The organism is Pantoea cypripedii (assembly GCF_002095535.1).
GTDB classification, from domain to species: Bacteria; Pseudomonadota; Gammaproteobacteria; order Enterobacterales; family Enterobacteriaceae; genus Pantoea; species Pantoea cypripedii.
Map to the genome: position 1 here is coordinate 1,203,095 of NZ_MLJI01000001.1, position 24,653 is coordinate 1,227,747.

The following is a 24,653-nucleotide window of genomic DNA, read 5'->3' on the forward strand; positions in this document are numbered from 1 at the left end:
TTTCTGTTTGTGACGTGAATTTCCGGTACACTTCGCAGAATGAAGGCTGCGGTAAGAAGAGGGATAACAGACAATGCAGGATTCACATTTTGATGTGGTGGTGATCGGTGGCGGTATGGTCGGCGCGGCGCTAGCCTGCGGCCTGGCGCAGCAAAAGTTTCGGGTGGCGGTTGTCGAACGTGCCGAACCCGCGCCTTTTGATGCTGCGCGTGCACCTGATGTGCGTGTTTCGGCCATCGGCGCGTCCTCGGTGGCGTTGCTTAAGCAACTGAATGTCTGGCCACGCGTACAGGCAATGCGTTGTGCGCCTTACCGCAAGCTGGAAACCTGGGAGTGGCAAACAGCACACGTCACCTTCGATGCGGCCTCACTCGGGTTGCCCGAGCTGGGTTATATGGTGGAAAACAGCGTGCTGCAACGCGCGTTGTGGGAAAAAATGCAGGAAGATGGGGGGACGTTGTGCTCCCCGGCCACGCTGGAAAATTTGTTGCCGCACAGCGGCGGTTGGCATGTCCAACTGGATAACGGCACCACGCTGGATGCCCGCCTGGTGGTGGGCGCTGATGGTGCCAATTCGCGTGTACGCCAGCTGGCCGGTATTGGTGTGCATGGCTGGAATTACGCGCAATCCTGCATGCTCATCAGCGTGGAATGCGAGCATGAAGCGGGAGACGCCACCTGGCAGCAGTTCACGCCAGAGGGGCCGCGTGCATTTCTGCCGTTGTTTGACCGCCATGCCTCGCTGGTGTGGTATGACGCTCCCTCACGCATTCGTCAGTTGCAGAGCATGCCGTTGCCCCAGCTGGAGAAAGAAATTCATGCTCACTTCCCGGCGCGCGTCGGGCGATTTCAGGTAACAGCGGCCGCATCGTTTCCGCTGGTGCGTCGCCACGCCACGCGCTATGTCACCGCTGGATTGGCGCTGGTGGGGGATGCGGCGCATACCATCAATCCGCTGGCCGGGCAGGGCGTTAATCTTGGCTATCGTGATGTCGAAGCGTTGCTGGATACACTGGTGGAGGCGCGGAGTCAGGCTGAATTGTGGTCATCTCTGGCGGTGTTGCAGCGCTATCAGCGCCAGCGCCGTAAAGACAATTTGCTGATGCAGGGCGGGATGGATTTGTTCTACTTCGCCTTCAGCAATAAATTACCGCCACTGCGTTTTGCCCGTAATTTGGGGCTGATCGCGGCGGAGCATGCGGGTGTGCTGAAGCGACAGGTGCTGAGATACGCACTGGGGCTGTGATTACCTGAACTCGTAACGGCGCGATTCATCGCGCTGTTTTTTTGGCTATGTAGCAGACACACAAAAACAACAAAGCCCGCAAAAGCGGGCTTTGTTGTGCAATTTGGCTGGGGTGCAGGGATTCGAACCCCGGAATGCCGGAATCAGAATCCGGTGCCTTACCGCTTGGCGACACCCCAATAGGTGTTAATTCAAATTGTCTTTTGTATGGCTGGGGTGCAGGGATTCGAACCCCGGAATGGTGGAATCAGAATCCACTGCCTTACCGCTTGGCGACACCCCAATAATATGGTGGCTACGACGGGAATCGAACCTGTGACCCCAGCATTATGAGTGCTGTGCTCTAACCAGCTGAGCTACGTAGCCAAATTGTACTGCTTTACATCACATCCGACGATGGCTGGGATACCTGGATTCGAACCAGGGAATGCCGGTATCAAAAACCGGTGCCTTACCGCTTGGCGATATCCCAATATTCGACTCGTATCCACGAGAGTGCATCGGATTGGCTGGGGTACCTGGATTCGAACCAGGGAATGCCGGTATCAAAAACCGGTGCCTTACCGCTTGGCGATACCCCATCCGGCTGCCGAAGACTGAAATGGTGCGGGAGGCGAGACTTGAACTCGCACACCTTGCGGCGCCAGAACCTAAATCTGGTGCGTCTACCAATTTCGCCACTCCCGCAAAAAAGATGGTGGCTACGACGGGAATCGAACCTGTGACCCCAGCATTATGAGTGCTGTGCTCTAACCAGCTGAGCTACGTAGCCATCTTTTTTTCGCGTTACCTTCATCGGCGTTGCGGGGCGCATTATGCGTATTGAGCTTTGTAGCGTCAACAAATTTTTTACCGATTTTTGCCTTAACGCGCCTGTTTGTCTGGCTTATAACCAGGCTGATGATTTATTCGGCAATTTTCGATCGCTTACAACGCAATTACAAAAAAAGGGGCCTTTTCAGACCCCTTTTGCACTCAGGTAAAAACCTTATTTATAGGCTGACTGATGCACGCCTACCGCACGACCTGATGGATCGTCCATTGATTTGAACGCTTCATCCCATTCAATCGCTTTCGCGGAAGAACAGGCCACTGACGGGCCACCCGGTACGCATTCGGCCGCGCTCGGCAGCGGGAATAACTCTTCAAAGATCTCGCGATACAAATACGCTTCTTTCGAGTTCGGCGTGTTGTAAGGGAAGCGGAAGTGCGCCGTTGCCAGTTGCTGCTCGCTAACCTGTTTTGCCGCCACTTCTTTCAGCGTATCGATCCAGCTGTAACCCACGCCGTCAGAGAACTGCTCTTTCTGACGCCAGGCGACGCTTTCCGGCAGATAAGAGGAGAAGCATTCACGCAGGATGTGTTTTTCCATCTTGCCGTTGCTGCCGCACATTTTATCTTCCGGGTTGATGCGCATGGCGACATCAAGGAATTTCTTGTCGAGGAACGGCACACGCGCTTCCACACCCCAGGCAGACATCGCTTTGTTGGCACGGGCGCAGTCATACATATGCAGGGCCAGCAGCTTACGCACGTTTTCTTCGTGGAACTCTTTGGCGTTCGGCGCTTTATGGAAGTAGAGATAGCCACCAAACACTTCATCAGCACCTTCGCCAGACAGCACCATCTTGATGCCCATCGCTTTGATTTTACGCGACATCAAATACATCGGCGTTGAAGCGCGGATGGTGGTCACATCATAGGTTTCGATGTGGTAAATCACGTCACGGATGGCATCCAGACCTTCCTGCACGGTGAAATGAATTTCGTGGTGCACTGTGCCGAGATGATCAGCAACAGATTTGGCGGCTTTCAGATCCGGCGATCCTTCCAGGCCGACGGCAAATGAGTGCAGCTGCGGCCACCAGGCGTCGCTCTTGTCGTGATCTTCAACGCGTTTTGCTGCAAAGCGTTTGGTCACAGCAGAAATGATGGAGGAATCAAGGCCGCCAGACAGCAGCACGCCATAAGGCACGTCTGACATCAGGTGGCTTTTTACGGATTCTTCCAGCGCGGCTTTCAGGCCAGCGGCATCCGTCTCGTTGTGCTCAACGCTTTTGTAGTCCATCCAGTCACGCTGCCAGTAACGACGGATTTCACCATCAGTGCTGGAGAGGTAGCTTCCCGGCGGGAATTCTTTGATGGAACGGCACACTGGCACCAGCGCTTTCATTTCTGAAGCAACGTAAAGGTTGCCGTGTTCATCATTGCCCATATACAACGGGATGATGCCGATATGGTCGCGGCCAATCAGATATTGCTGCTTCACGCTGTCCCACAGAATGAAGGCGAACATGCCTTCAAGATCGTCAAGGAAATCAACGCCTTTTTCCTGATACAGCGCCAGGATCACTTCACAGTCAGAACCGGTCTGGAACTGGTAGCGGTCGCTCAGTTCAGCACGCAGTGCCTGATGGTTGTAGATTTCACCGTTAACGGCCAGTACGTGGGTGTGGTCGGCGTTGTACAGCGGCTGTGCACCGTTGTTAACGTCAACAATCGACAGGCGCTCATGCGCCAGAATGGCTTTATCATCGGCGTAAACGCCTGACCAGTCCGGGCCGCGATGGCGCATCAGACGGGAACATTCCAGCGCTTTCTTGCGCAATTCAATTGGATCGCTTTTCAGATCCAGCACACCAAAAATCGAACACATAACTGACTCCTGATCTCACCCTGTGGGGATGTTATTGCACCGTTTGTCCGGCAGCATCGCTGCGTGATGTATAAGAAAATGCGCTATTTGATGGTGGTAATGCAAGCAAATTCACGATTAGCTGATAAAAAGAATGTTGCTATGGCAATAAAATTGAATTTCATTCAATGAAATGGTGATTTTATTAGATGGCATCTAATGATTTTGTGTTTTTGCTGGTTTTGTGAGCGTATGGAGAGGGCTGGTTCGGGGAGAAAAGAGAGACCCGGCGGCGATGATGAGTCAGCCGGGTCATAAGCGAAGATGATGGTGAAAATCAGAACAGATCGATATCTGCGACGGAAGGGTAGATCCAGTCCGGACGGAACGGCATGGCATCAATATCGCTGAGCGTCGAGACCCCAGACAACACCAGCACGGTTTCCAGACCCGCCTGGAAACCGGCGAGAATATCGGTACGCAGATTATCGCCGACAATCACGGTTTCTTCGGAGTGCGCCTGCATCTTGTTCAGCGCGGCACGCATGATGTAGGGGCTGGGTTTTCCGACATAAAACGGTTTGCGACCGGAGATTTTTTCGATACCGGCACAAAGCGCGCCACAGGCCGGGACAAAATTGCGCGCGTGGGTATCCGGGTTGGTCGCGATAAAGCGCGCACCATTGGCGACAAAAAACGCCGCCTTATGCATCATGTCCCAGTTAAAGGAACGGGTTTCACCAACGATAACGAAATCAGGATTGATATCGGTGATGGTGAAACCAGCTTTATAAAGCTCATGAATCAGCGCGCCTTCACCAATCACATAGGCTTTCTTGCCTTCCTGACGGCGCAGGAAGTCGGCGGTGGCCATCGCCGAGGTGTAAAAAACCGAATCCGGCACTTCGATACCGGAGGAGGCGAAACGGTTCGCCAGATCTTTTGCCGTTTGCGATGGGTAGTTAGTCAGCACCACCAGCGGCATCTTTTTTTCAAGGATGCGCTGCAGGAATTCCTGGGCGCCGGGAACGGCAGTGTTGTCGTGCATCAACACGCCGTCGATGTCACAGATTACGCTTTTAATTGTCATAGATTGCATCCGGTGTGGCCTGCTCCTGGCAGGCGTCGGTTACTCTTCCAGCAGATGTTGCAGCAGAATGCCATTCAGCATAGCGCGTTTTGCCAGAGCAAAAGCGCCAATGGCCGAGCGATGATCGAGTTCTGAGCGTACCACAGGCAAATTTTTACGAAACGCATTCAGTGCCTGGGTGTTGATGCAGCCCTCAATTGCCGGAAACAATACCTTGTCTGCGTCGGTGATTTCACCCGCCAGCACCACTTTTTGTGGATTAAACAGGTTAATAGCGATGGCTATCGCTTTACCGAGATAGCGGCCAACGTATTCAATCACCTCACACGCCAGTGCATCGCCCTGATTGGCGGCCCGGCAGATTTGCGGCATCTGGCAATCATTCAGGGTCAGCGAACTGGGGTAGCCTTGATTGAGCAGGTGGCGTACCCGGTTTTCAATCGCGCCATTGGCGGCGATGGTCTCCAGACAACCGAAGTTACCGCAGTGGCAGCGCTCACCGAGCGGATCGACCTGAATATGGCCGATTTCACCTACGTTGCCATTGCTGCCGAGAAAAATGTGGCCGTTGGCGATGATGCCCGCCCCGGTGCCGCGATGCAGGCGCACCAGAATGGAGTCTGCACAGTCACGACTTGCACCGAAGTAGTGCTCGGCAAGGGCCAGACTGCGGATGTCATGGCCAACAAAACTGGTGACGTTGAAACGTTTTTGCAGGCTGGAAACCAGCGGCCAGTGGCTGACGGCAATATGCGGCATATAGCGAATAATGCCGTTTATCGGATCCACCAGGCCGGGCAAAATCACCGCAATAGCAATCAGTTCATGAATTTTGCGCTGATGCGCCGCCATAAAGGCGCTGATGGCGTTAAATAGCGCATTCTCCAGCGTTTCCTGGGTACGTTCCGGTAGCGGGTAATCTTCCTGCGCCAGTGATTTACCACTGAGATCAAACAATGTCAGCGTGGCATCGTTACGTCCGAGGCGCACGCCGATAGTATGAAAATGACGGGTTTCGGTAATGATGGAGATGGCGCGGCGTCCGCCGGTGGACGCTTGCTGGTCCACCTCTTTAATCAGGCCGCGCTCAATCAACTGGCGGGTAATTTTGGTGACACTGGCTGGCGCAAGCTGGCTGACTTCGGCGATTTGAATGCGCGAAATAGGCCCCTGTTGATCAATCAACCGGTAAACGGCTGCGCTGTTGAGTTGTTTGACAAGATCGACATTTCCTATTTGAGTCTGGCCGCCAGTGGTCATTCAATGCTTACTCGCTGAGGACGTTGTCTCCATTGACGAACGTCTTAATGATTTGATAATCGCGGGTAAAGACAGTCAGGTTGGCGACTTTTCCGGCTTCGACCGTACCCAACTGTTTCTCCACTCCCATCGCCTTTGCCGGATAAAGTGTTGCCATGCGCAGCGCCTCATCCAGCGCAATGCCACAATGTTCCACGCAGTTCCGTACCGTTTCAATCATGGTGATCGCGGAACCACTTAAGGTGCCGTTTTCATCAACGCAAAGGCCATTGCGATAGTATATTGTTTTGCCTGCAAAAATAAATTTATCAATCGATGCACCTGCCGGGGCAGTGGCATCCGTGACCAGCACCAGCTTGTCACCTTTGATACGTTTTGCATTGCGCACATTAGCGTAGTGGACATGTAAACCATCTGCAATGATGCCGCAGTATACATCAGGCGAATCGAACAGCGCACCGATCAGGCCCGGCTCGCGACCGGCGAAAGTGGGCATCGCATTGTAAAGATGCGTCGCAAAACTGACGCCTGCGGCGAAACCGGTTTTCGCTTCTTCATAGGTGGCGTTGGAGTGACCAGCAGAAACGATAATGCCCGCATCACGTAATTTGCGGATCACGGTACTGCCCGCATTTTCCGGGGCCAGCGTCACCTTAGTAATGAAATCGGCGTTAGCGCAAAGAAAATCCACCAGCTCAGGATCCGGCAGGCGAATCAGCTCTGGATTGTGCGTGCCTTTCTTCACTTTATTCAGCCACGGGCCTTCCAGGTGCAGGCCGAGAGCCTGATGCTGATACTTTGCTTTATACGCGCGCATGGTTTCAATGGCGCGTTTCATCAATTCATCTGTGCTGGTGATAAGCGTCGGCAGGAAGCTGGTGCAGCCCGATTTCTCATTGGCGCGCTGCATAATTTCCAGCGTTTCAACGGTCAGTGCGTCGATATCATCGTTAAATTGCACGCCGCCGCAGCCGTTCAGCTGCAAATCAATAAAACCGGGAGCGATAAACGCACCAGCAACATCCTGTTGTGGCAGGGTGGCATCCAGCGCATCGCGTGGACAGACACGTTCAATCAGGCCATCGGCAATCACTACCGCATGGTTGTCCAGAATTTCATGACCGGTGAAAATCCGGCCGTTTACTAATGCGTACATCGTTTCTCTCTCCCGGCTATACCCGCTGCGTGATAGCAGCAGGTTTTTTACAACGTGCTCTTACACACCTTTCATATTTTCCGCTTCCATTTCGCGGAAATATTTCACGGTTTTCACTTTCAGTTCCATGGTGGCGGGTTCGTCGCAGACCACCACGGATTTGGCATGCAGTTGCAGACAACTGATGGTCCACATATGGTTAACGTTGCCTTCTACGGCAGCCTGCAATGCCTGCGCTTTGACATGACCGGTAACCAGAATCATCACTTCTTCTGCATCCAGCAGCGTACCCACGCCAACGGTCAGGGCATATTTTGGCACCTGATCCACATCACCGTTAAAGAAACGGGAATTGGCGAGACGGGTTTCGTGTGTCAACGTTTTGATACGGGTTCGGGATGCGAGCGAGGAGGCAGGTTCGTTAAAAGCAATGTGACCATCATTGCCCACGCCACCCATAAACAGATGGATTTTGCCCAGGGCGCGGATCTTCTCTTCGTACTGACGACATTCTGCGTCAATATCTTCCGCATTGCCATTCAGAAGATTGATATTTTCCGGTTGAATATCAATGTGATCGAAAAAGTTACGATACATAAAACTGTGATAACTTTCCGGGTGTTCTTTTGGCAGACCAACGTATTCATCCATGTTGAAGGTGACAACATGTTTGAAGCTAACCTGGCCCGCTTTATGCATCTCAATCAGGTGCTTGTAAGCTTCCAGCGGTGTACCACCGGTTGGAAGACCTAGCACAAAGGGACGATCTGGGCCAGGATTAAACGCGTTAATGCGGTTAACGATATGGCGCGCGGCCCATTTACCCACCTGGGTAGGTGTGGCTAAAGGGATCAGTCTCATGTCTTCACCTCAGTTAAAGATTGGAAAGTGGCGTCGCGGTTCTCTCTACAGATTGTTCTTAAGCGTAATCCGTTTAAGCTCAACCATGCAGGGAAAAGTGCGTCTTGATATTTTTCATAATAAAATAAGTTCGGGGTGAAGGCTAGCGATACGGGTACTAAAACGTCATTTTTGGTGATAAAAATCACAGTTATCGTGGTTTTAATTTGCGAGGCGAATTAATTTATCTTTACACTGCGCCTCGTGGTCATCGTGTCATCAAGGTACCGGATGCCGGGATAATAAAATCAACCCGCACCGGGTAAAAAGCCAGTCTCAAAGGGGGAGAATAAGGTGAGTGTTCTAGGATATCTGCAAAAGGTCGGCCGAGCGCTTATGGTGCCGGTAGCGACCCTGCCGGCAGCGGCAATCTTAATGGGGGTAGGGTATTGGATCGATCCAGACAGCTGGGGGGCGGGTAACGCTCTGGCGGCGCTGTTGATCAAATCCGGTGCCGCTATCATTGAACATATGTCTGTGCTGTTTGCCATCGGTGTGGCTTATGGCATGTCCAAAGATAAAGATGGTGCTGCGGCACTGACTGGCTTCGTGGGTTTCCTTGTGGTCACCACGCTGTGTTCGCCAGCCGCGGTCGCGATGATTCAAAAAATACCCGTGGATCAAGTGCCTGCTGCATTCGGCAAAATCGAAAACCAGTTTGTCGGTATTCTGGTGGGGATTATCTCGGCGGAAGTGTACAACCGCTTCAGTCATGTCGAGCTACCCAAAGCGCTGTCGTTCTTCAGCGGCCGCCGTCTGGTACCGATCCTTGTCTCCTTCCTGATGATCCTGGTTGCTTTCATCCTGATGTACATCTGGCCACTGGTGTTTAATGGCCTGGTGAGCTTTGGTGAAGAGATTCAAAAGCTGGGTTCCGTCGGCGCAGGTGTCTATGCCTTCTTTAACCGTCTGCTGATTCCGGTTGGTCTGCATCATGCGCTGAACTCGGTATTCTGGTTCGACGTTGCCGGTATCAACGATATTCCGAAATTCCTTGGTGGCGCGCAGTCCATCGCCAATGGTACCGGTATCCCGGGTATCACCGGTCGTTACCAGGCAGGTTTCTTCCCGATCATGATGTTTGGCTTACCGGGAGCTGCGCTGGCAATTTATCACTGTGCTCGTCCGGAAAACCGCGCCAAAGTCGGTGGTATCATGCTGGCAGCGGCTTTCGCTGCTTTCTTCACCGGTATTACCGAACCGCTGGAATTCTCCTTTATGTTCGTGGCACCGGTGCTGTATGTCATCCATGCGGTGCTGACCGGTCTCTCAGTGTTTATCGCGGCCAGTATGCACTGGATTGCCGGTTTCGGCTTCAGCGCCGGGTTAGTGGATATGGTGCTGTCAACGCGTAACCCGCTGGCGGTGCATTGGTGGATGCTGATCCCGCAAGGGCTGGTGTTCTTCGTCATCTACTACGTGGTGTTCCGCTTCACCATCCAGAAATTCAACCTGATGACGCCGGGTCGTGAACTGTCTGCTGATGATGAAACTGATGGCTATGATGTCAACGTTGATCACAGTGGCAGCAACGAAAGCCAGACCGAATCCCTCGCACGTCGCTATATCGGTGCGGTAGGCGGTTCGGACAACCTGACCAATATCGATGCCTGTATCACCCGTCTGCGTCTGAACGTGAAAGATTCCTCGCAGGTGAATGACAGCGTGGCGAAACGTCTTGGCGCTTCTGGCGTGATTCGTCTGAACAAACAAAGCGTGCAGATCATCGTCGGTACTCAGGCTGAAAGCATTGCCACAGCAATGAAAACGGTGCTGACCAAAGGCCCGGTGGCCGCGGCAGCGACGGCCTCAGTAGCGGCGGCTCAGCCAGCTGCTGCTGCACAACCGCAGGCGGTGCTGAACAGCGATAAAGGCGTGATCGCCACGCTGCTGGCCCCGGTCAGTGGTGAGGTGGTGGCACTGGATGCGGTGCCGGACGAAGCCTTCGCCAGCAAAGCAGTCGGCGATGGTCTGGCGATCAAACCCACCGGTAAAACCGTGGTGGCACCGATTGCCGGTACTATCGTGAAAATCTTCAACACCAACCATGCGTTCTGTCTCGAAACTGACAACGGCGTCGAGATTGTGGTGCACATGGGCCTCGATACCGTGGCGCTGGAAGGCAAAGGCTTTACCCGGCTGGTGGAAGAGGGGGCGACCGTTGCGGCGGGTCAGCCAGTGCTGGAGATGGACCTGGATTTCCTCAACGCTAATGCGCGTTCGATGATAAGTCCAGTGGTGGTCAGCAATAGCGATGATTTCGCGGGCCTCAATCTGCTGGCGAGTGGTTCTGTCGTGGCAGGTGAAACCCGTCTGTACGAGGTTAAAGGCTAAGTCCTTGTGATGAACCCGGAAGGCAGGAAGCGATTCCTGCCTTTTTTGTTTTAAAACGGCCAACAAACGGTTGTTTCCCTCCTGCGCTTTGTGGATCATACTCCGTTACTTCGTAGTACAAATCACCCGTATTGTATTTGAGGATTTTGAGATGAGTGAGGCTGAAGCCCGCCCAACGAACTTTATTCGTCAGATTATCGACGAAGATTTGGCGAGCGGTAAGCACAACAGCGTGCATACCCGTTTCCCGCCTGAGCCCAATGGTTACCTGCATATTGGCCATGCGAAATCGATCTGTCTGAACTTTGGTATCGCGCAAGATTACCAGGGTCAGTGCAATCTGCGCTTCGACGACACCAACCCGGTGAAAGAAGATATGGAGTTCGTTGAATCCATCAAGCGTGACGTGCAATGGCTGGGCTTTGAATGGAGCGGAGACGTTTGTTACTCCTCAGACTATTTCGACCAGCTGTATAACTACGCCGTGGAGCTGATCAATAAAGGCCTCGCCTATGTTGATGAGCTGACGCCAGAAGAGATCCGCGAATACCGTGGCTCCCTGACCGCACCGGGCAAAAACAGCCCATATCGCGATCGTACCCCGGCTGAAAACCTCGCGTTGTTTGAAAAAATGCGTGATGGTGGTTTCGAGGAAGGTAAAGCCTGCCTGCGCGCCAAAATCGACATGGCATCCAACTTTATCGTGATGCGCGATCCGGTGCTGTACCGTATTAAGTTTGCGGAACATCATCAGACTGGCAAAAAATGGTGCATCTACCCGATGTACGATTTCACCCACTGCATTTCCGATGCGCTGGAAGGTATCACTCATTCGCTCTGCACCCTGGAATTCCAGGATAACCGTCGTCTGTATGACTGGGTGCTGGATAACATCTCCATTCCGGTACATCCGCGTCAGTATGAATTCTCGCGCCTGAATCTGGAATATGCCGTGATGTCGAAGCGTAAGCTGACACAGCTGGTGAGCGAGAAGGTCGTTGAAGGCTGGGATGACCCGCGTATGCTGACCGTTTCTGGTTTGCGCCGCCGTGGTTACAGTGCCGCCTCGATTCGTGAGTTCTGCCGCCGCATTGGCGTGACCAAGCAGGACAATATCGTGGAGATGGCGTCGCTGGAGTCATGCATTCGTGATGATCTCAACGAGAACGCACCGCGCGCGATGGCGGTACTCGATCCGCTGAAAGTGGTGATTGAGAACCTGCCTGCGGGTCATGAAGAAATCATCACCATGCCAAACCATCCCAACAAACCGGAGATGGGCACGCGTGATGTGCCGTTCAGCCGCGAAGTGTGGATCGATCGCGCGGATTTCCGTGAAGAAGCCAATAAACAGTACAAACGTCTGGTGCTGGGCAAAGAAGTCCGTCTGCGTAATGCTTACGTGATCCGTGCAGAGCGCGTGGCAAAAGACGAAGAAGGCAATATCACCTGCATCTACTGTAGCTGTGACGTTGATACCCTGAGCAAAGATCCGGCTGATGGCCGCAAGGTGAAGGGTGTGATCCACTGGGTTTCAGCGATCCACGCGCTGCCAGCGGAATTCCGTCTCTACGATCGTCTGTTCAGCGTGCCAAATCCGGGAGCGGCTGAGGATTTCCTCACCACCATTAACCCGAATTCGCTGGAAATCAAACAGGGCTTTGTCGAGCCGGGACTGCGTGATGCCGATGCACTGGCGCCGTATCAGTTTGAACGTGAAGGTTATTTCTGCGCAGACAGCGTTTACTCACAGCCCTCTAAGCTGGTGTTTAACCGCACTGTCGGTTTACGTGATACCTGGGCGAAAATCGGCGATTAATCCTTTTTGTCGTTATCACCATATCATCACGAAAGGGCGAGCAATCGCCCTTTTTTATTGGCTGTAATTTCGGGCTGGCAACCTTTTATGCTGTAGGCTGTGAAAGGCGTTTGTTACCGGGATTTGCAACTAATCTGACTTTAGTAAAATTAATCCATTTGCGAGTGTGAAAAACTGTATTTCAGGTAGGCTATGCGCTCCCAGACGTTGCTCCGCGGGTTATAAAAGGAAAAAAAATGACGAGTCTCGCTCAGGAAGCCAAACACAGCGTAGTGGTTTTACATCAGCTTATCGAACGTATTTTTAATCAGTCAGAGGGCACTGACGACAGCATTGAGTTGTTTCTCTCGCATTTTCACCCGGATTTCAAAATGGTGACCCCGCAGGGAAAACAGCTGGATTTGAATGCGACGGAGGTGTTGTTCCGCCAGTTGCGTGGTCAGCGGGAAGGGATGCGCATCGCGACCAGCGAACATGCCATCATTTCACAGCAAAGCCAGGAAGTGACCATTCAATATCGTGAATTGCAAATGATGAACGGCAACAACCAGAGCCGCATTTCTCTGGCGGTGCTGGATTGCACCACCTCCATTCCGCGCTGGCGTTACCTGCAGGAAACGCTGGTTCTGTAATTTCAGGCATAAAAAAACCGGTGCCAGGCACCGGTTTTTTCATACTGCATAGCACACTTTATTGCTTATCGTGGAGCGTCTCGTCTTCGCGGCAGTCTCCCAGCGCACAGTGGCCGTACAGGTACAGGCTGTGGTTGGTGAGTTTGATACCGTGACGTGTTGCGATTTCACGTTGACGCGTCTCAATAGACTCATCACTGAACTCGATCACTTTGCCACAATCCAGGCAGATCAAGTGGTCATGATGATGCTGTTGCGTCAGTTCAAAGACGGATTTGCCACCTTCAAAGTTATGACGAGTCACGATACCCGCGTCATCAAACTGGTTAAGAACGCGATATACCGTTGCCAGACCAATCTCTTCGCCCATGTCGATCAGGCGTTTGTACAAATCTTCCGCACTGACGTGATGGCACTCGGGTTCCTGAAGCACTTCCAGAATTTTCAGTCTGGGTAGAGTGACTTTCAGGCCAGCCTTCTTCAATGCGGAGTTGTTGTCAGTCATGCGGATATTGTCCTGTTACTTTGCTAGTCACTTGCGGCGCAGGGCCTTGAATGTCGATCACGCGCATTCTCATTTGCGTCTCATTATAGAACTCAAGCAGTGAAATGAAAACCAAGGGCACGTCCTGAAATCACCAATGGCTGTAGGGATAAATGTCGCTAACGCCGGCGGGGATCGTACAGGTCTTTGTTTCCATTTCACTCAGCCTCATTCTGATGCCAGAGGAATAAGCGGATGACCGTTACGGGTATTCTACAGATTTGCAGGTAAAAGTTAAAAAAACGTGGCTATTATTTTTATAGGAATTTCCGATTCTCAATGTGAGCCAGCGCCCACATTGAGTAGGAAAGGGGATCAGGCTTCGATAATGTCTTTCAACTGCAGCTCATCGAAAATCTGTTTCACCCACTTATCAACACGTTCGTTGGTCAGTTCCGGCTGACGATCTTCATCGATAGCCAGACCAAGGAAGTGTTTGTCATCGGCCAGACCTTTGGATGCTTCGAAGTGGTAACCTTCAGTCGGCCAGTGACCGACAATCACCGCACCATTTGGCTCGATAATGTCACGGATGGTGCCCATCGCATCACAGAAGTATTCTGCATAATCTTCCTGGTCGCCACAGCCGAACAGCGCAACCAGTTTGCCATTGAAGTCGATCTCTTCCAGTGTCGGGAAGAAATCATCCCAGTCACACTGCGCTTCGCCGTAGTACCAGGTCGGAATGCCCAGCAACAGAATATCGAATGCTTCGAGATCTTCTTTAGTGCTCTTGGCAATGTCATGCACTTCGGCCACGTCTTTACCCAGTTGTTTCTGGATCATTTTTGCAATGTTTTCAGTGTTGCCGGTATCGCTGCCGAAGAAAATGCCTACGATTGCCATGGGTTAAGTGACCTCTTAAATCCTGATATTGAATACGTAATTACAGCGAATGATAGCAGACCGGGCAAAGTGGCGGAACTTGTAAAGCCGTGACTTTTGTTCCTGCGTGCGGTCTGCGCCTGTTACGACAGTTTGAGCTGCGCCAGCAGCATTTGTTCAATCAATTCGCTACGGCTGATGTTTTGTTGCTCAGCCAGGGTGTTGAGTGCATCAACGGCCTCGCTGCTCATTTTCAGCTCAACACGACGCAATCCTCGCACTTTATCGCGTTTCAGCTGATTGCGTTTGTTAATCCGCAACTGTTCGTCACGCGTCAGCGGACTGGTTTTGGGGCGACCGGGACGCCGCTCATCAGCGAAGAGATCGAGCGTGGTACGGTCAGTCTGTTCTTTTGCCATGATTTGTAAAACTGAGTGGGCGCGAACGGCGGAAAGGCGCTGCGCGATTTATACATTATCGGCCCGGCCACGGTGAAAAAATCATCCGTGGCAAATTTTTAGCGCGACATCATACTCCAGCGCCCCTTACTACGCCAACCTTAAACGGTTCGCGGCAAGCTTTTGCTTTTACAGTACAAAAAATCGGCGCACTGCGCGTAAAACGGCTTCGGGTTTTTCGGCATGGACCCAGTGCCCGGCTCCGCTGATGACATGCGCATGTGCCTGGGGGAACTGGCGCAACAACGCATCACGGTGCTGATTATCCAGATAGGGAGAATCACCGCCGCGGATAAACAGCGCCGGATGCGGCCATGCAGGCACCTCTTCCCAGCCGGAGATGGTGGTGTAGTTGTCCCACAACACCGGCACATTGAAGCGCCATTCACCGTCCTGGAACGATTTCAGAATGAACTGAATCACGCCTTCTTCATCCAGCAGGGTGCGCATCACCTCAGCGGCTTCGCTGCGGCGCGTGACCCCAGCCGCACTTACGGCACGGATAGCGGCGAATATTTCATCATGGCGACGCGTCTGATAATCGACCGGGGCGATATCGATCATCACCAGTTTTTCAATACGGTGCGGCGCGATGGTGCTTAACGCCATGGCAATTTTGCCGCCCATCGAATGACCGACGACGCTGACACGATCGATGCCCTGGGCATCCAGCGTTTCAACCATATCCTGCGCCATCGCCGGATAGTTCATGATTTCGCTGCGGCTGGAAAGGCCGTGATTGCGGACATCAACCTGCAGGGTAGGGCAGGCATCGCGCAGGCCACGCGCCAGTACACCGAGGTTATCCAGGCTGCCAAACAGGCCATGAATTAACAGAATAGGGGTAGCATCGGGAGCAGATTGTTCAGTTTGCAGACGGGCATTCAAAATCATGGCAAAGTTCTTACGGTTGTGAGCTTCGCTTAGGTTATCATGGATCCACCTGTCCAGGAGCCAGCCAGGTGGGTATTAGGGCATTATCTGACTTTTGCCCTGAAACGATGCCAGCGCTATCGGCAGCCTGGGATTTAACTTTATAATCCTCATGTTAGAACCCGCTCACATTTTGCACGGCAGGATTTTGCTAAGGCCTTTGCAGAAATGCGTGGTTCTGTCATTTGCCAGAATCGTACGGAAAAAGATGAAAACGATTGAAGTTGACGAAGAACTCTACCGTTATATTGCCAGCCACACCCAGCACATTGGCGAAAGCGCCTCCGAAATTTTGCGCCGCATGCTGAAGTTCACTGCCGGTCAGAGTGCCCCTGCAACCCCTGTTGTGGCTCAGGCTGCAGCAAAAGAATCACAGCCAGTGCGCAGCGAACCGCGCCCGCAGGATCGCGTTCGCGCGGTACGTGAACTGCTACTTTCCGATGAGTATGCGGAGCAAAAAAAGGCGGTTAACCGCTTCATGCTGGTCTTGTCAACGCTCTATCGTCTTGATCCCGCAGCCTTTGCTGAGGCCACTGCTTCACTGCAGGGGCGTACCCGTGTTTATTTTGCGGGTGACGAGCATACGCTGTTGCAAAATGGCACCCATACTAAGCCGAAGCACGTGCCCGGCACGCCGTATTGGGTGATCACCAATACCAATACTGGTCGCAAATGCAGCATGGTGGAGCACATCATGTTAGCCATGCAGTTCCCTGCGGAACTGACAGAGAAAGTTTGCGGCACCATTTAAACTGAAGCGTCAGGGAGAAGCGCCAATGGCCAATCACCCCCGTGCCGGGCAACCTGCCCAGCAGAGCGATTTGATTAACGTTGCACAATTAACCTCTCAGTACTACGTTTTGCAGCCTGATGTGGCTAATCCGGAACATGCGGTGAAATTTGGCACCTCCGGCCATCGTGGTAGCGCAGGACGTCAGAGCTTCAACGAAATGCACATTCTGGCGATTGCTCAGGCGATTGCGGAAGAGCGTAAAAAGAACGGCATCACTGGCCCGTGCTATGTCGGTAAAGACACGCATGCGCTGTCTGAACCGGCAATTCTGTCTGTACTGGAAGTGCTGGCGGCTAACGGCGTGGATGTGATTGTGCAGCAGGACAACGGTTATACACCGACGCCAGCGATTTCTAACGCCATCCTGGAGCACAATAAACGTGGTGGTGCTCAGGCTGATGGCATCGTCATCACGCCGTCGCACAACCCACCGGAAGACGGTGGCATCAAATACAACCCGCCGAATGGTGGTCCGGCCGATACTAACGTCACTAAAGTGGTGGAAGATCGTGCTAACCAGCTGATGAAAGGTGGATTGAAAGAGGTGAAGCGTCTGCCACTGGATCAGGCGTGGGCCAGCGGTCATATCGTTGAACAGGATCTGATTCAGCCTTACGTGGAAGGTCTGGCGCAGGTGATTGACTTCCCGGCGATTCAGAAAGCGGGCCTGAAAATTGGTGTGGATCCGCTTGGCGGTTCCGGCATGGCTTACTGGCAGCGTATTGCCGAGCACTACAAGCTGGACATCACCATCGTTAACGATGCCATCGACCAGACGTTCCGCTTTATGCATCTGGATAAAGATGGCGTAGTGCGTATGGACTGCTCGTCAGAATGCGCCATGGCTGGCCTGCTGGCTTACCGCGACAAATTCGACCTGGCATTCGGTAACGACCCGGATTATGACCGTCACGGTATCGTGACTCCGGCTGGTCTGATGAATCCCAACCACTATCTGGCGGTGGCGATCAACTACCTGTTCCAGCATCGTCCGCAATGGGGCAAAGATGTCGCCGTGGGTAAAACCCTGGTGTCCAGTGCAATGATTGATCGGGTGGTAAACGATATTGGCCGCAAACTGGTGGAAGTACCGGTTGGCTTTAAGTGGTTTGTTGATGGCCTGTTTGATGGCAGCTTTGGTTTCGGCGGTGAAGAGAGCGCCGGGGCATCGTTCCTGCGTTTCGATGGTACAGCCTGGTCCACAGATAAAGACGGCATCATCATGTGCTTGCTGGCCGCAGAAATTACGGCGGTAACCGGTAAGAACCCGCAGCAGCATTACGATGAGCTGGCTGCGCGTTTTGGTGCGCCGAGCTATAACCGTCTGCAAGCTTCAGCTACGTCGGCACAGAAAGCGGCGCTGTCGAAACTGTCTCCGGAAATGGTCAGTGCTGATACCCTGGCAGGTGACCCGATCACCGCGCGCCTGACGGCGGCCCCTGGTAACGGTGCGGCGATTGGTGGCCTGAAAGTGATGACGGAAAATGGCTGGTTCGCTGCTCGTCCGTCAGGCACTGAAGATGCCTACAAAATCTACTGTGAAAGCTTCCTCGGTGCTGAACATCGTCAGCTGATCGAGAAAGAAGCAGTAGAGATTGTCAGTGAAGTGCTGAAGAACGCGTAAGCGATACAGGATCAGGCATACAATATATTGCCGACCTTGCCGATTTTATTGACCAGCTAATGGTTGATGCAGAAGGGTTCATGTCCATCATGAACCCTTTTTTATTGGTAATTTAACAGGGATAGGGACAGTTCAATTCCCCAATTCGACACGCTAAGGTGAGGGCCACATTTCAGGTTGCAGGATAGGACATCATGCTTGAACCAGAGGAAGGATTGCTGACATTTCGCGCCGAAGGTAACAATGTTAAATCAAGTAGGGATTATTCAAGGAAGATTCATTGGCCTGGAATATCATCTTCATGTAGGGGAAATTCATCTGGAGTAACAATTGGCCGAGGTTTTGATTTGGGAGATAGAACGAAAATAAATGTATTGATAGTGCTTAAGAAGTCTGGGGTAAATAAAGAGCAGGCAGAGCTTATCTCTGATGGAGCAGGTCTAAAAGGATGTGCTGCGCATGAATTTGTTATCAGGAATAGAGATAAGATAGGTGAAATATCGGAATCTCAGCAATTGTCTTTATTTAAAATTATTTATGAGTGGTTAAAAAAAGATGTGGAGAGGATTTGTAAGAATAGAGTAACGATAATGAAACATCATCCAGACCCTGAGGTGCAAGCTGATGAGGCATGGAGAGTAATACCGTTGAAAATTAAAGATGTCTTAATAGACTTACGTTACAGAGGTGACTATACACCACACAGTAGAGAACTGATACAGCGTTTTGCATATTTAGGTGACATGGAAGGATTTGGTAAAGTGATATCTAATCGGGCACTTTGGCCAGATGTGTCCACTGACAGGTTCATAAGAAGAGTTGATTATTATGAAAAAAATTAATGCGCTTTTTATTTTTTTATTTTTCTATTCCGTTTTGTGCCATTCGGCAGGAACGCAAATAGAAATAGAACAACTTCAGGAGATTAATGATAGATCATTTGAAAAAATGGAAGCAGCCCGAAAAGAGGTAAATAAGTCTATTGAAAATCAGATAAAGAATACTCCGGAGAGAAAAAAATCCATTCTTGATCTAAAAAAATCATGGGAATCAACTATTCAAAAAAAATGCACGGTAGAAATATATGAATCGCTAAATACTGATGCTGAAATCGCTACAAGGAATAGATGCTTATCGTTAGAGTATCTAAAAGAGAAAATTTTTTTTGATAATGTTTATCCTTAATATGATAAAAGTTTTTATTTGACAGTTGCCGAATTTAAGTAAGCAACTGTCAAAGTACATATACTAATGAATCAGAAATACGATGCCGATTCTTTTATATTCCACCCCATACGGGTCTCCGCACCTTTCACTCCTGAAGCACATTGCTCCCAGTACTGGAATTTGACCCTGTCAGCCTGGAATTCATATTCAACGTCTGTCATTGAGCCACTTTCATTCAAAAGTACCTCGATGATGATGACGCTCTCCAGCGTAATTCGATAATATTCCATCTGACTTCCGCCAGCCTTGCATGTTGATATTTCTACTTTCTTTACCTTATTACCATTTGAAGCATACATAAGCGCGCCAGCGGTGGCTTTGTCTGCCTGGCAATGTATGGTGAGATGATGATAATTTGTTGCACCTGATCCCGGTGTATCACCTTTCCTTCTTACACCCCATGAGTAAGTGCCAACATCAATCCAGCCCTGATGTGCTGAATCCTTCGATTCTCCCATTAATCCATCTATTTTAAGAAAAACATTATTCATTTAAATCTCCCTATTTATTTAATAATGCTTGTAACGTAGCGGCGCGATTTATCGCGCTGTTTTTATGCGGTGTTGTAAAACGCGCGATAAATCGCGCCGCTACGACTGACTGAGGAAACTCAAATATCGCAGTGAAAATTAGGCGGGTCATCCTTAACGATCAACATTTGCGGATTAACACACATTTTTACGGCATAAATCGATACCCAATACCGGTCTCGGTCAGCAAATGGTTTGGCTGAGTGGGATTGGCTTCCAGCTTCTGGCGCAAATGTCCCATATAAATACGCAGATAATGGCTATGTTCCACCGCATTCGGCCCCCACACCTGATTCAGCAACTGGCGTTGCGTCAAAACCTTACCGGCATTATTCAGCAGCAGAGTAAGCAGACGAAATTCTGTCGGCGTCAGATGGACTTCTTCACCACCACGCAATACGCGGCGTGCTGCGATATCGACACTGACATCACCAAAATTCAACACTGGCTCGGGTTGGTTGTTCTGATGACGGCGCAATGCCACGCGGACGCGTGCCAGCAATTCACCGATACCAAAAGGTTTGGTGAGATAGTCATCGGCACCGGCATCCAGCGCATCGATCTTATCCTGTTCATCGGTGCGGGCTGACAACACAATCACCGGCATGCTGCTCCACTGACGCACTTCGCGGATAAAATCATTGCCATCACCATCAGGCAGCCCTAAATCCAGGATCACCAGGTCAGGCTTGCGTGTTGCGGCTTCGATTAACCCACGCTGCAACTGCTCAGCTTCCACAATCTTTAACCCTTCGCCTTCCAGCGCCAGGCGCACGAAACGGCGGATTTCCTTTTCATCTTCGACGATCAAGATGGTGGTCACACGAACTCCTGCGGCAAAAAAAATGGATAACAGCTCACTGTAGCAATAAATCGTTCTGGCGTCCGCGTTGGAGTTTGTTACCCAATGAGAACTTTAAATTTACACTTATGTAACTTAATTTCATCCGGGTGAAAAAATGGACAAAAAAGATCAAAAAAGTGGTCGGATGAGTAGTAAAATTACACAACCAGGCGTAATATTCGTGTCAGATCACATTTTCTACGACTCACCAGGAGGCATTCATGTATCAGGCATATCCGCTCTACAAAGTTGTGCTGCGCCGTGCGCTGGTGGTGTCACTGGGCGTGCTGGCGCTCCCCGTGATGCTGTTCCGTGCCGATCGCGCACGTTTTTACAGCTATCTGCATCGTATGTGGTGCAAAACCAGTGCTAAGCCGGTGTGGCTGGCACAATCTGAAGCGGCAGGCGGCATTTTCTGGTAACGCTTTTCCGCGACAGAGCAACCCGGTGTCTTCCCTGAAGCACCGGGTTTTTTTGTCTCAATTTTCCCTTCAGCGCAGCGTTGACGCTGTGATCAACACGCATTTCAGCTACACTTAAAACCTCTACAAGATTTCAGAGGTTGTACAACTATGCGCGAGAAAATTCCTGTCGGTATCAGTGCCTGCCTGCTCGGGGATAGCGTTCGTTTCGATGGCGGCCACAAGCGTTTTGCCTTTGCGACTGACGAACTCGCCCCATTTGTCCATTTTGAACCGGTCTGCCCTGAAATGGCGATTGGCCTCCCCACACCACGCCCGGCGTTGCGCCTGGTAAAAGAAGAAGATGCACGTGTGCATCTTTGTTTCAGTAAAGAAGGCGGGGATGAGGTCACTGATGAAATGGCGCAATGGTCAGCGCAGCGGGTGAAATCGTTGCATCACCTTTGTGGCTATATTCTGTGTGCCAAATCACCCAGTTGTGGCCTGGAACGGGTGCGAGTGTATGAGCCGGAAACCAACAACAATCGCAAGGCGGGTACCGGCATTTTTGCCGCGTTTCTGCAGCGTGAATTACCCTGGTTACCGCTGGAAGAAGATGGACGGCTCCATGATCCCGATATCCGCGAAAACTTCATCGGGCGTGTCTACGCCCTGCATGAATTTAATCAAATGTGGCGCAATGGTCTGACGCGCCATCAGTTGATGGCGTTCCACAGCCGTTACAAATTGCTGCTGCTGTCCCATTCTCAGGATGAATACCGTGAACTGGGGCGTTTTGTGGCGAAGATGGATCAGTGGGATTCGCTGGATGATTACGCCTTTGAATACCGTCATCGTCTGATGCAACTGCTGGCGCATAAATCGACCCGAAGCAACCACACCAATGTGTTGATGCATGTGCAGGGCTATTTCCGTCGCCAGCTGACCTCACCGCAGCGTCAGGAACTGGCGCAATTGATTGACCGCTACCGCCGCGGGGTGCAGCCGTTACTGGCTCCTATCACCATACTTAAACACTATATGGCGGAGTTCCCGCATCCGTGGCTGACTCAGCAGCGCTACTTCGATCCCTATCCGGAAGCGCTGCGACTGCGCTACGGCCAATAATGTCAGGAGTATTATGACCACCCATCTCGTCTGGCTGCGTAACGATTTACGCATCAATGACAACAGCGCCCTATACGCCGCCTGCCGTGACACTAACGCGCAGGTGATAGCGCTGTTTATCGCGACGCCGGGCCAGTGGCAACAGCATCATATGGCCCCCAAACAGGCGATGTTTATTTATCAAAACCTGTGTTTGTTGCAGACATCGCTGGCGGAGCGAGGCATCAGGCTGCATTACCATCAGTGTGACGACTTTGCCGCATCGGTGGATTATCTGGCGGAGTTTTGCCAGCAGCACAAGGTTGATCAGCTGTTTTATAACTACCAATACGAAATCAACGAACGCCAGCGTGACGCAGTGGCAGAAAAACGTCTCGACGATCAGGGGGTGATTTGTCAGGGTTTTGATGACAGCCTGCTGTTGCCGCCAGGCAGCGTGCAGACCGGCAACAACACCATGTTCAAAGTGTTTACCCCGTTCAGCAAAGCTTTTGTGCGTCGCCTGCATCAGGGGTTGCCCGAGTGCCATATCGCCCCCCGCGCCCGTGAAGGCGCACCAGTCAACGCCGGAAAAAAAATCCCTGCGTTCGATTATCCGATGGATGCGATCGATGAAACGTTATTCCCGCCGGGTGAGGACGCTGCCCTCAAGCAGTTGCGTCATTTTGCGCAGCAGTCAGTGGTGGACTATGCAACCGAGCGTGATAAACCGGCGGTAGATGGCACCAGCAGGTTGTCGGTGTATCTGGCGACAGGCGTGTTGTCGCCGCGTCAGTGCCTGCATCGCATCCTGAAACAGCACCCGGATGCTCTTGATGGCGGGAAAGCCTTCGTCTGGCTGAATGAATTAATCTGGCGTGAATTTTACCGCCATCTGATGGTGGCGTTTCCGGCGTTGTGTAAGCATCAGCCGTTTGTTGGCTGGACGCGAAACGTACGCTGGCAGGAGAATCAGGCCCATTTTTCCGCCTGGCAGCAGGGTAACACCGGCTACCCGATTGTCGATGCCGCCATGCGTCAGCTCAATGCGCTGGGCTGGATGCATAACCGGTTACGCATGATCGTTGCCAGCTTCCTGGTAAAGGATCTGTTGATCGACTGGCATGAAGGTGAACGTTACTTTATGCAGCAGTTGATTGATGGCGATCTGGCCGCCAATAACGGTGGCTGGCAGTGGGCGGCGTCTACCGGCACCGATGCGGCACCTTATTTCCGCATTTTTAATCCCACTACCCAGGGTGAGCGTTTCGATAAGCAGGGAGAATTTATTCGTCAGTGGCTCCCCGAGCTGGCAAGTGTGCCTGACGCGCATATCCATCAGCCACACCTCTGGGCGCAGAAAAATAACAAGACACTCGATTATCCCGAGCCGATCGTGGAACATAAGGACGCACGTAAAAAGACACTGGACGCCTTCGAGCGCGCGCGCAGCGCGGCCTGATGGGTCAGGGAGCCATTATGAATCATGTCGAATTAGAACACATCGTTAACCAGCAGCTGAACACCAGCGCCTTCAGCGACTACGCGCCAAACGGGTTGCAGGTGGAAGGGCGGCCGGAAGTGAAAACCATTATTACCGGTGTCACCGCCTGTCAGGCCTTGCTGGACGAAGCGGTACAACGTAATGCCGATGCAGTGTTGGTGCATCACGGTTACTTCTGGAAAAGCGAAGCCCCGGTGATTAAAGGGATGAAGCGCCAGCGCCTGCGCACGTTACTGGCCAATGATATCAATCTTTATGGCTGGCATCTGCCGCTTGATGCGCACCCCCATCTCGGCAACAACGCGCAGCTGGCGCGGCTGTTCGGTATTGAAGTGAAGGGTGAAATCATGCCGCTGGTGCCCTGGGGAGAGCTGGCAGAACCGCTGAGCGGTGAGGCATTGGCGCAGCGCATCACTCAGGCGCTGGGGCGCACGCCGCTGCACTGCGGTGATAATGCGCCAGAGAAAATCAAACGCATCGCCTGGTGTAGCGGTGGCGGCCAGGGTTTTATAGACAGTGCGGCGGCTTTTGGCGTTGATGCCTTTATCACTGGCGAAGTGTCGGAGCAAACCATTCACAGCGCGCGTGAGCAGGGATTGCACTTCTTTGCCGCCGGTCATCACGCCACCGAACGTGGCGGTATCAAGGCGCTGGGTGAGTGGCTGGCGCAAAGCTATGGCCTCGACGTGACCTTTATCGATATCGATAATCCTGCCTGATTTTTCATCTGTTACGCCCTTAGCTGCCGCTGAGGGCGCAAATCGGTTGACACATCTCTGACACTTTCGCAT

General features: G+C 52.0%; 23 protein-coding genes and 7 tRNA genes. 12 read left to right on the plus strand and 18 right to left on the minus strand.

What is annotated here, in order from left to right; all coding sequences use genetic code 11:
- Nucleotides 1-73 precede the first annotated feature (73 nt).
- Nucleotides 74-1,246 carry a 3-demethoxyubiquinol 3-hydroxylase gene (gene ubiF, locus HA50_RS05465; RefSeq protein WP_084873457.1) on the plus strand — a complete coding sequence of 391 codons (1,173 nt, stop codon included), beginning with the start codon at nucleotides 74-76 and terminating at the stop codon, nucleotides 1,244-1,246.
- 104 nt (nucleotides 1,247-1,350) lie between these two features.
- Here the strand turns inward: ubiF and HA50_RS05470 are convergent.
- From HA50_RS05470 to nagB, 12 genes are all read right to left on the minus strand, one after another.
- Nucleotides 1,351-1,425 (minus strand) — tRNA-Gln (locus tag HA50_RS05470).
- 29 nt (nucleotides 1,426-1,454) lie between these two features.
- A tRNA-Gln gene (locus tag HA50_RS05475) sits at nucleotides 1,455-1,529 on the minus strand.
- Nucleotides 1,530-1,535: 6 nt separating this feature from the next.
- A tRNA-Met gene (locus HA50_RS05480) sits at nucleotides 1,536-1,612 on the minus strand.
- A 31-nt stretch (nucleotides 1,613-1,643) separates the two neighbouring features.
- Nucleotides 1,644-1,718 (minus strand) — tRNA-Gln (locus HA50_RS05485).
- 34 nt (nucleotides 1,719-1,752) lie between these two features.
- Nucleotides 1,753-1,827: transfer RNA gene (locus tag HA50_RS05490), tRNA-Gln, on the minus strand.
- 21 nt (nucleotides 1,828-1,848) lie between these two features.
- A tRNA-Leu gene (locus HA50_RS05495) sits at nucleotides 1,849-1,933 on the minus strand.
- A gap of 8 nt (nucleotides 1,934-1,941) precedes the next feature.
- Nucleotides 1,942-2,018: transfer RNA gene (locus HA50_RS05500), tRNA-Met, on the minus strand.
- A 216-nt stretch (nucleotides 2,019-2,234) separates the two neighbouring features.
- Nucleotides 2,235-3,902, minus strand: coding sequence for an asparagine synthase B (gene asnB / locus HA50_RS05505; protein ID WP_084873459.1), 1,668 nt, complete (start codon nucleotides 3,900-3,902; stop codon nucleotides 2,235-2,237).
- A gap of 316 nt (nucleotides 3,903-4,218) precedes the next feature.
- On the minus strand, nucleotides 4,219-4,971 hold the full coding sequence (locus HA50_RS05510) for an HAD-IIA family hydrolase (protein WP_084873462.1): 753 nt from the start codon (nucleotides 4,969-4,971) through the stop codon (nucleotides 4,219-4,221).
- A 39-nt stretch (nucleotides 4,972-5,010) separates the two neighbouring features.
- Nucleotides 5,011-6,231, minus strand: coding sequence for a DNA-binding transcriptional regulator NagC (gene nagC / locus HA50_RS05515; protein ID WP_084873464.1), 1,221 nt, complete (start codon nucleotides 6,229-6,231; stop codon nucleotides 5,011-5,013).
- A gap of 7 nt (nucleotides 6,232-6,238) precedes the next feature.
- The gene (gene nagA / locus HA50_RS05520; RefSeq protein ID WP_084873466.1) at nucleotides 6,239-7,387 is read right to left on the minus strand and encodes an N-acetylglucosamine-6-phosphate deacetylase; all 1,149 of its coding nucleotides are present in this window, start codon (nucleotides 7,385-7,387) and stop codon (nucleotides 6,239-6,241) included.
- 60 nt (nucleotides 7,388-7,447) lie between these two features.
- Nucleotides 7,448-8,248: a glucosamine-6-phosphate deaminase gene (gene nagB / locus HA50_RS05525; protein ID WP_084873469.1), complete on the minus strand. Its 801-nt coding sequence runs from the start codon at nucleotides 8,246-8,248 to the stop codon at nucleotides 7,448-7,450.
- 333 nt (nucleotides 8,249-8,581) lie between these two features.
- Here nagB and nagE point away from each other — a divergent pair, with 333 nt between their 5' ends.
- From nagE to HA50_RS05540, 3 genes are all read left to right on the plus strand, one after another.
- Nucleotides 8,582-10,621 carry an N-acetylglucosamine-specific PTS transporter subunit IIBC gene (gene nagE, locus HA50_RS05530; protein WP_084873472.1) on the plus strand — a complete coding sequence of 680 codons (2,040 nt, stop codon included), beginning with the start codon at nucleotides 8,582-8,584 and terminating at the stop codon, nucleotides 10,619-10,621.
- A 151-nt stretch (nucleotides 10,622-10,772) separates the two neighbouring features.
- Complete coding sequence (gene glnS / locus HA50_RS05535; RefSeq protein ID WP_084873474.1) at nucleotides 10,773-12,440, plus strand: glutamine--tRNA ligase; 1,668 nt, start codon at nucleotides 10,773-10,775, stop codon at nucleotides 12,438-12,440.
- Between the two features lie 236 nt (nucleotides 12,441-12,676).
- Entirely contained in the window at nucleotides 12,677-13,072 is a 396-nt protein-coding gene (locus HA50_RS05540) for a hypothetical protein (protein ID WP_084873476.1), read from the plus strand.
- Between the two features lie 58 nt (nucleotides 13,073-13,130).
- Here HA50_RS05540 and fur read toward each other — a convergent pair whose 3' ends face one another.
- The 4 genes from fur to ybfF all read right to left on the minus strand — a co-directional run bounded on the left by fur (nucleotide 13,131) and on the right by ybfF (nucleotide 15,793).
- Nucleotides 13,131-13,577 (minus strand): ferric iron uptake transcriptional regulator, encoded by a 447-nt coding sequence (fur, locus tag HA50_RS05545; RefSeq protein ID WP_013508277.1) that lies wholly within the window; start codon nucleotides 13,575-13,577, stop codon nucleotides 13,131-13,133.
- Nucleotides 13,578-13,931: 354 nt separating this feature from the next.
- Nucleotides 13,932-14,462 carry a flavodoxin FldA gene (gene fldA / locus HA50_RS05550; protein ID WP_084873479.1) on the minus strand — a complete coding sequence of 177 codons (531 nt, stop codon included), beginning with the start codon at nucleotides 14,460-14,462 and terminating at the stop codon, nucleotides 13,932-13,934.
- A 122-nt stretch (nucleotides 14,463-14,584) separates the two neighbouring features.
- On the minus strand, nucleotides 14,585-14,860 hold the full coding sequence (gene ybfE / locus HA50_RS05555) for a LexA regulated protein (RefSeq protein ID WP_013508279.1): 276 nt from the start codon (nucleotides 14,858-14,860) through the stop codon (nucleotides 14,585-14,587).
- Nucleotides 14,861-15,028: 168 nt separating this feature from the next.
- On the minus strand, nucleotides 15,029-15,793 hold the full coding sequence (gene ybfF / locus HA50_RS05560; protein WP_084873481.1) for an esterase: 765 nt from the start codon (nucleotides 15,791-15,793) through the stop codon (nucleotides 15,029-15,031).
- Nucleotides 15,794-16,040: 247 nt separating this feature from the next.
- Here ybfF and seqA point away from each other — a divergent pair, with 247 nt between their 5' ends.
- The 4 genes from seqA (at nucleotide 16,041) to HA50_RS05580 (ending at nucleotide 19,434) form a co-directional block, all read left to right on the plus strand.
- Nucleotides 16,041-16,583: a replication initiation negative regulator SeqA gene (gene seqA / locus HA50_RS05565; protein ID WP_084873483.1), complete on the plus strand. Its 543-nt coding sequence runs from the start codon at nucleotides 16,041-16,043 to the stop codon at nucleotides 16,581-16,583.
- Between the two features lie 25 nt (nucleotides 16,584-16,608).
- A complete protein-coding gene (gene pgm / locus HA50_RS05570; RefSeq protein WP_084873486.1) occupies nucleotides 16,609-18,249 on the plus strand; it encodes a phosphoglucomutase (alpha-D-glucose-1,6-bisphosphate-dependent) in 1,641 nt (546 codons plus the stop codon).
- Between the two features lie 194 nt (nucleotides 18,250-18,443).
- The gene (locus tag HA50_RS05575) at nucleotides 18,444-19,091 is read left to right on the plus strand and encodes a pesticin C-terminus-like muramidase (protein ID WP_084873489.1); all 648 of its coding nucleotides are present in this window, start codon (nucleotides 18,444-18,446) and stop codon (nucleotides 19,089-19,091) included.
- The gene (locus tag HA50_RS05580) at nucleotides 19,078-19,434 is read left to right on the plus strand and encodes a hypothetical protein (protein ID WP_084873491.1); all 357 of its coding nucleotides are present in this window, start codon (nucleotides 19,078-19,080) and stop codon (nucleotides 19,432-19,434) included. Before HA50_RS05575 ends, HA50_RS05580 begins: the two co-directional genes overlap by 14 nt.
- 71 nt (nucleotides 19,435-19,505) lie before the next feature.
- Here the strand turns inward: HA50_RS05580 and HA50_RS05585 are convergent, their stop codons facing one another.
- Together HA50_RS05585 and kdpE are read right to left on the minus strand one after the other, a co-directional pair.
- Entirely contained in the window at nucleotides 19,506-19,967 is a 462-nt protein-coding gene (locus HA50_RS05585) for an Hcp family type VI secretion system effector (protein WP_084873494.1), read from the minus strand.
- 187 nt (nucleotides 19,968-20,154) lie between these two features.
- Entirely contained in the window at nucleotides 20,155-20,829 is a 675-nt protein-coding gene (kdpE, locus tag HA50_RS05590; RefSeq protein WP_084873497.1) for a two-component system response regulator KdpE, read from the minus strand.
- Nucleotides 20,830-21,071: 242 nt separating this feature from the next.
- On the opposite strand from kdpE, the gene HA50_RS05595 reads away from it, so the two are divergent.
- From HA50_RS05595 to HA50_RS05610, 4 genes are all read left to right on the plus strand, one after another.
- The gene (locus tag HA50_RS05595) at nucleotides 21,072-21,272 is read left to right on the plus strand and encodes a YbfA family protein (RefSeq protein WP_084873501.1); all 201 of its coding nucleotides are present in this window, start codon (nucleotides 21,072-21,074) and stop codon (nucleotides 21,270-21,272) included.
- Between the two features lie 150 nt (nucleotides 21,273-21,422).
- On the plus strand, nucleotides 21,423-22,379 hold the full coding sequence (locus HA50_RS05600; protein ID WP_084873505.1) for a YbgA family protein: 957 nt from the start codon (nucleotides 21,423-21,425) through the stop codon (nucleotides 22,377-22,379).
- 13 nt (nucleotides 22,380-22,392) lie between these two features.
- A complete protein-coding gene (gene phrB / locus HA50_RS05605) occupies nucleotides 22,393-23,820 on the plus strand; it encodes a deoxyribodipyrimidine photo-lyase (RefSeq protein WP_084873506.1) in 1,428 nt (475 codons plus the stop codon).
- A gap of 17 nt (nucleotides 23,821-23,837) precedes the next feature.
- The gene (locus HA50_RS05610; RefSeq protein ID WP_084873507.1) at nucleotides 23,838-24,581 is read left to right on the plus strand and encodes a type 2 GTP cyclohydrolase I; all 744 of its coding nucleotides are present in this window, start codon (nucleotides 23,838-23,840) and stop codon (nucleotides 24,579-24,581) included.
- Nucleotides 24,582-24,653: the final 72 nt, after the last annotated feature.

Excerpts from the sequence above, each read along its gene's own strand:
- ubiF (WP_084873457.1), top strand. The coding sequence starts at position 74 with ATGCAGGATTCACATTTTGATGTGGTGGTGATCGGTGGCGGTATGGTC.
- asnB (WP_084873459.1), bottom strand. The coding sequence starts at position 3,902 with ATGTGTTCGATTTTTGGTGTGCTGGATCTGAAAAGCGATCCAATTGAA.
- HA50_RS05510 (WP_084873462.1), bottom strand. The coding sequence starts at position 4,971 with ATGACAATTAAAAGCGTAATCTGTGACATCGACGGCGTGTTGATGCAC.
- nagC (WP_084873464.1), bottom strand. The coding sequence starts at position 6,231 with ATGACCACTGGCGGCCAGACTCAAATAGGAAATGTCGATCTTGTCAAA.
- nagA (WP_084873466.1), bottom strand. The coding sequence starts at position 7,387 with ATGTACGCATTAGTAAACGGCCGGATTTTCACCGGTCATGAAATTCTG.
- nagB (WP_084873469.1), bottom strand. The coding sequence starts at position 8,248 with ATGAGACTGATCCCTTTAGCCACACCTACCCAGGTGGGTAAATGGGCC.
- glnS (WP_084873474.1), top strand. The coding sequence starts at position 10,773 with ATGAGTGAGGCTGAAGCCCGCCCAACGAACTTTATTCGTCAGATTATC.
- HA50_RS05540 (WP_084873476.1), top strand. The coding sequence starts at position 12,677 with ATGACGAGTCTCGCTCAGGAAGCCAAACACAGCGTAGTGGTTTTACAT.
- fur (WP_013508277.1), bottom strand. The coding sequence starts at position 13,577 with ATGACTGACAACAACTCCGCATTGAAGAAGGCTGGCCTGAAAGTCACT.
- fldA (WP_084873479.1), bottom strand. The coding sequence starts at position 14,462 with ATGGCAATCGTAGGCATTTTCTTCGGCAGCGATACCGGCAACACTGAA.
- ybfE (WP_013508279.1), bottom strand. The coding sequence starts at position 14,860 with ATGGCAAAAGAACAGACTGACCGTACCACGCTCGATCTCTTCGCTGAT.
- ybfF (WP_084873481.1), bottom strand. The coding sequence starts at position 15,793 with ATGATTTTGAATGCCCGTCTGCAAACTGAACAATCTGCTCCCGATGCT.
- seqA (WP_084873483.1), top strand. The coding sequence starts at position 16,041 with ATGAAAACGATTGAAGTTGACGAAGAACTCTACCGTTATATTGCCAGC.
- pgm (WP_084873486.1), top strand. The coding sequence starts at position 16,609 with ATGGCCAATCACCCCCGTGCCGGGCAACCTGCCCAGCAGAGCGATTTG.
- HA50_RS05575 (WP_084873489.1), top strand. The coding sequence starts at position 18,444 with ATGCTTGAACCAGAGGAAGGATTGCTGACATTTCGCGCCGAAGGTAAC.
- HA50_RS05580 (WP_084873491.1), top strand. The coding sequence starts at position 19,078 with ATGAAAAAAATTAATGCGCTTTTTATTTTTTTATTTTTCTATTCCGTT.
- HA50_RS05585 (WP_084873494.1), bottom strand. The coding sequence starts at position 19,967 with ATGAATAATGTTTTTCTTAAAATAGATGGATTAATGGGAGAATCGAAG.
- HA50_RS05595 (WP_084873501.1), top strand. The coding sequence starts at position 21,072 with ATGTATCAGGCATATCCGCTCTACAAAGTTGTGCTGCGCCGTGCGCTG.
- HA50_RS05600 (WP_084873505.1), top strand. The coding sequence starts at position 21,423 with ATGCGCGAGAAAATTCCTGTCGGTATCAGTGCCTGCCTGCTCGGGGAT.
- phrB (WP_084873506.1), top strand. The coding sequence starts at position 22,393 with ATGACCACCCATCTCGTCTGGCTGCGTAACGATTTACGCATCAATGAC.
- HA50_RS05610 (WP_084873507.1), top strand. The coding sequence starts at position 23,838 with ATGAATCATGTCGAATTAGAACACATCGTTAACCAGCAGCTGAACACC.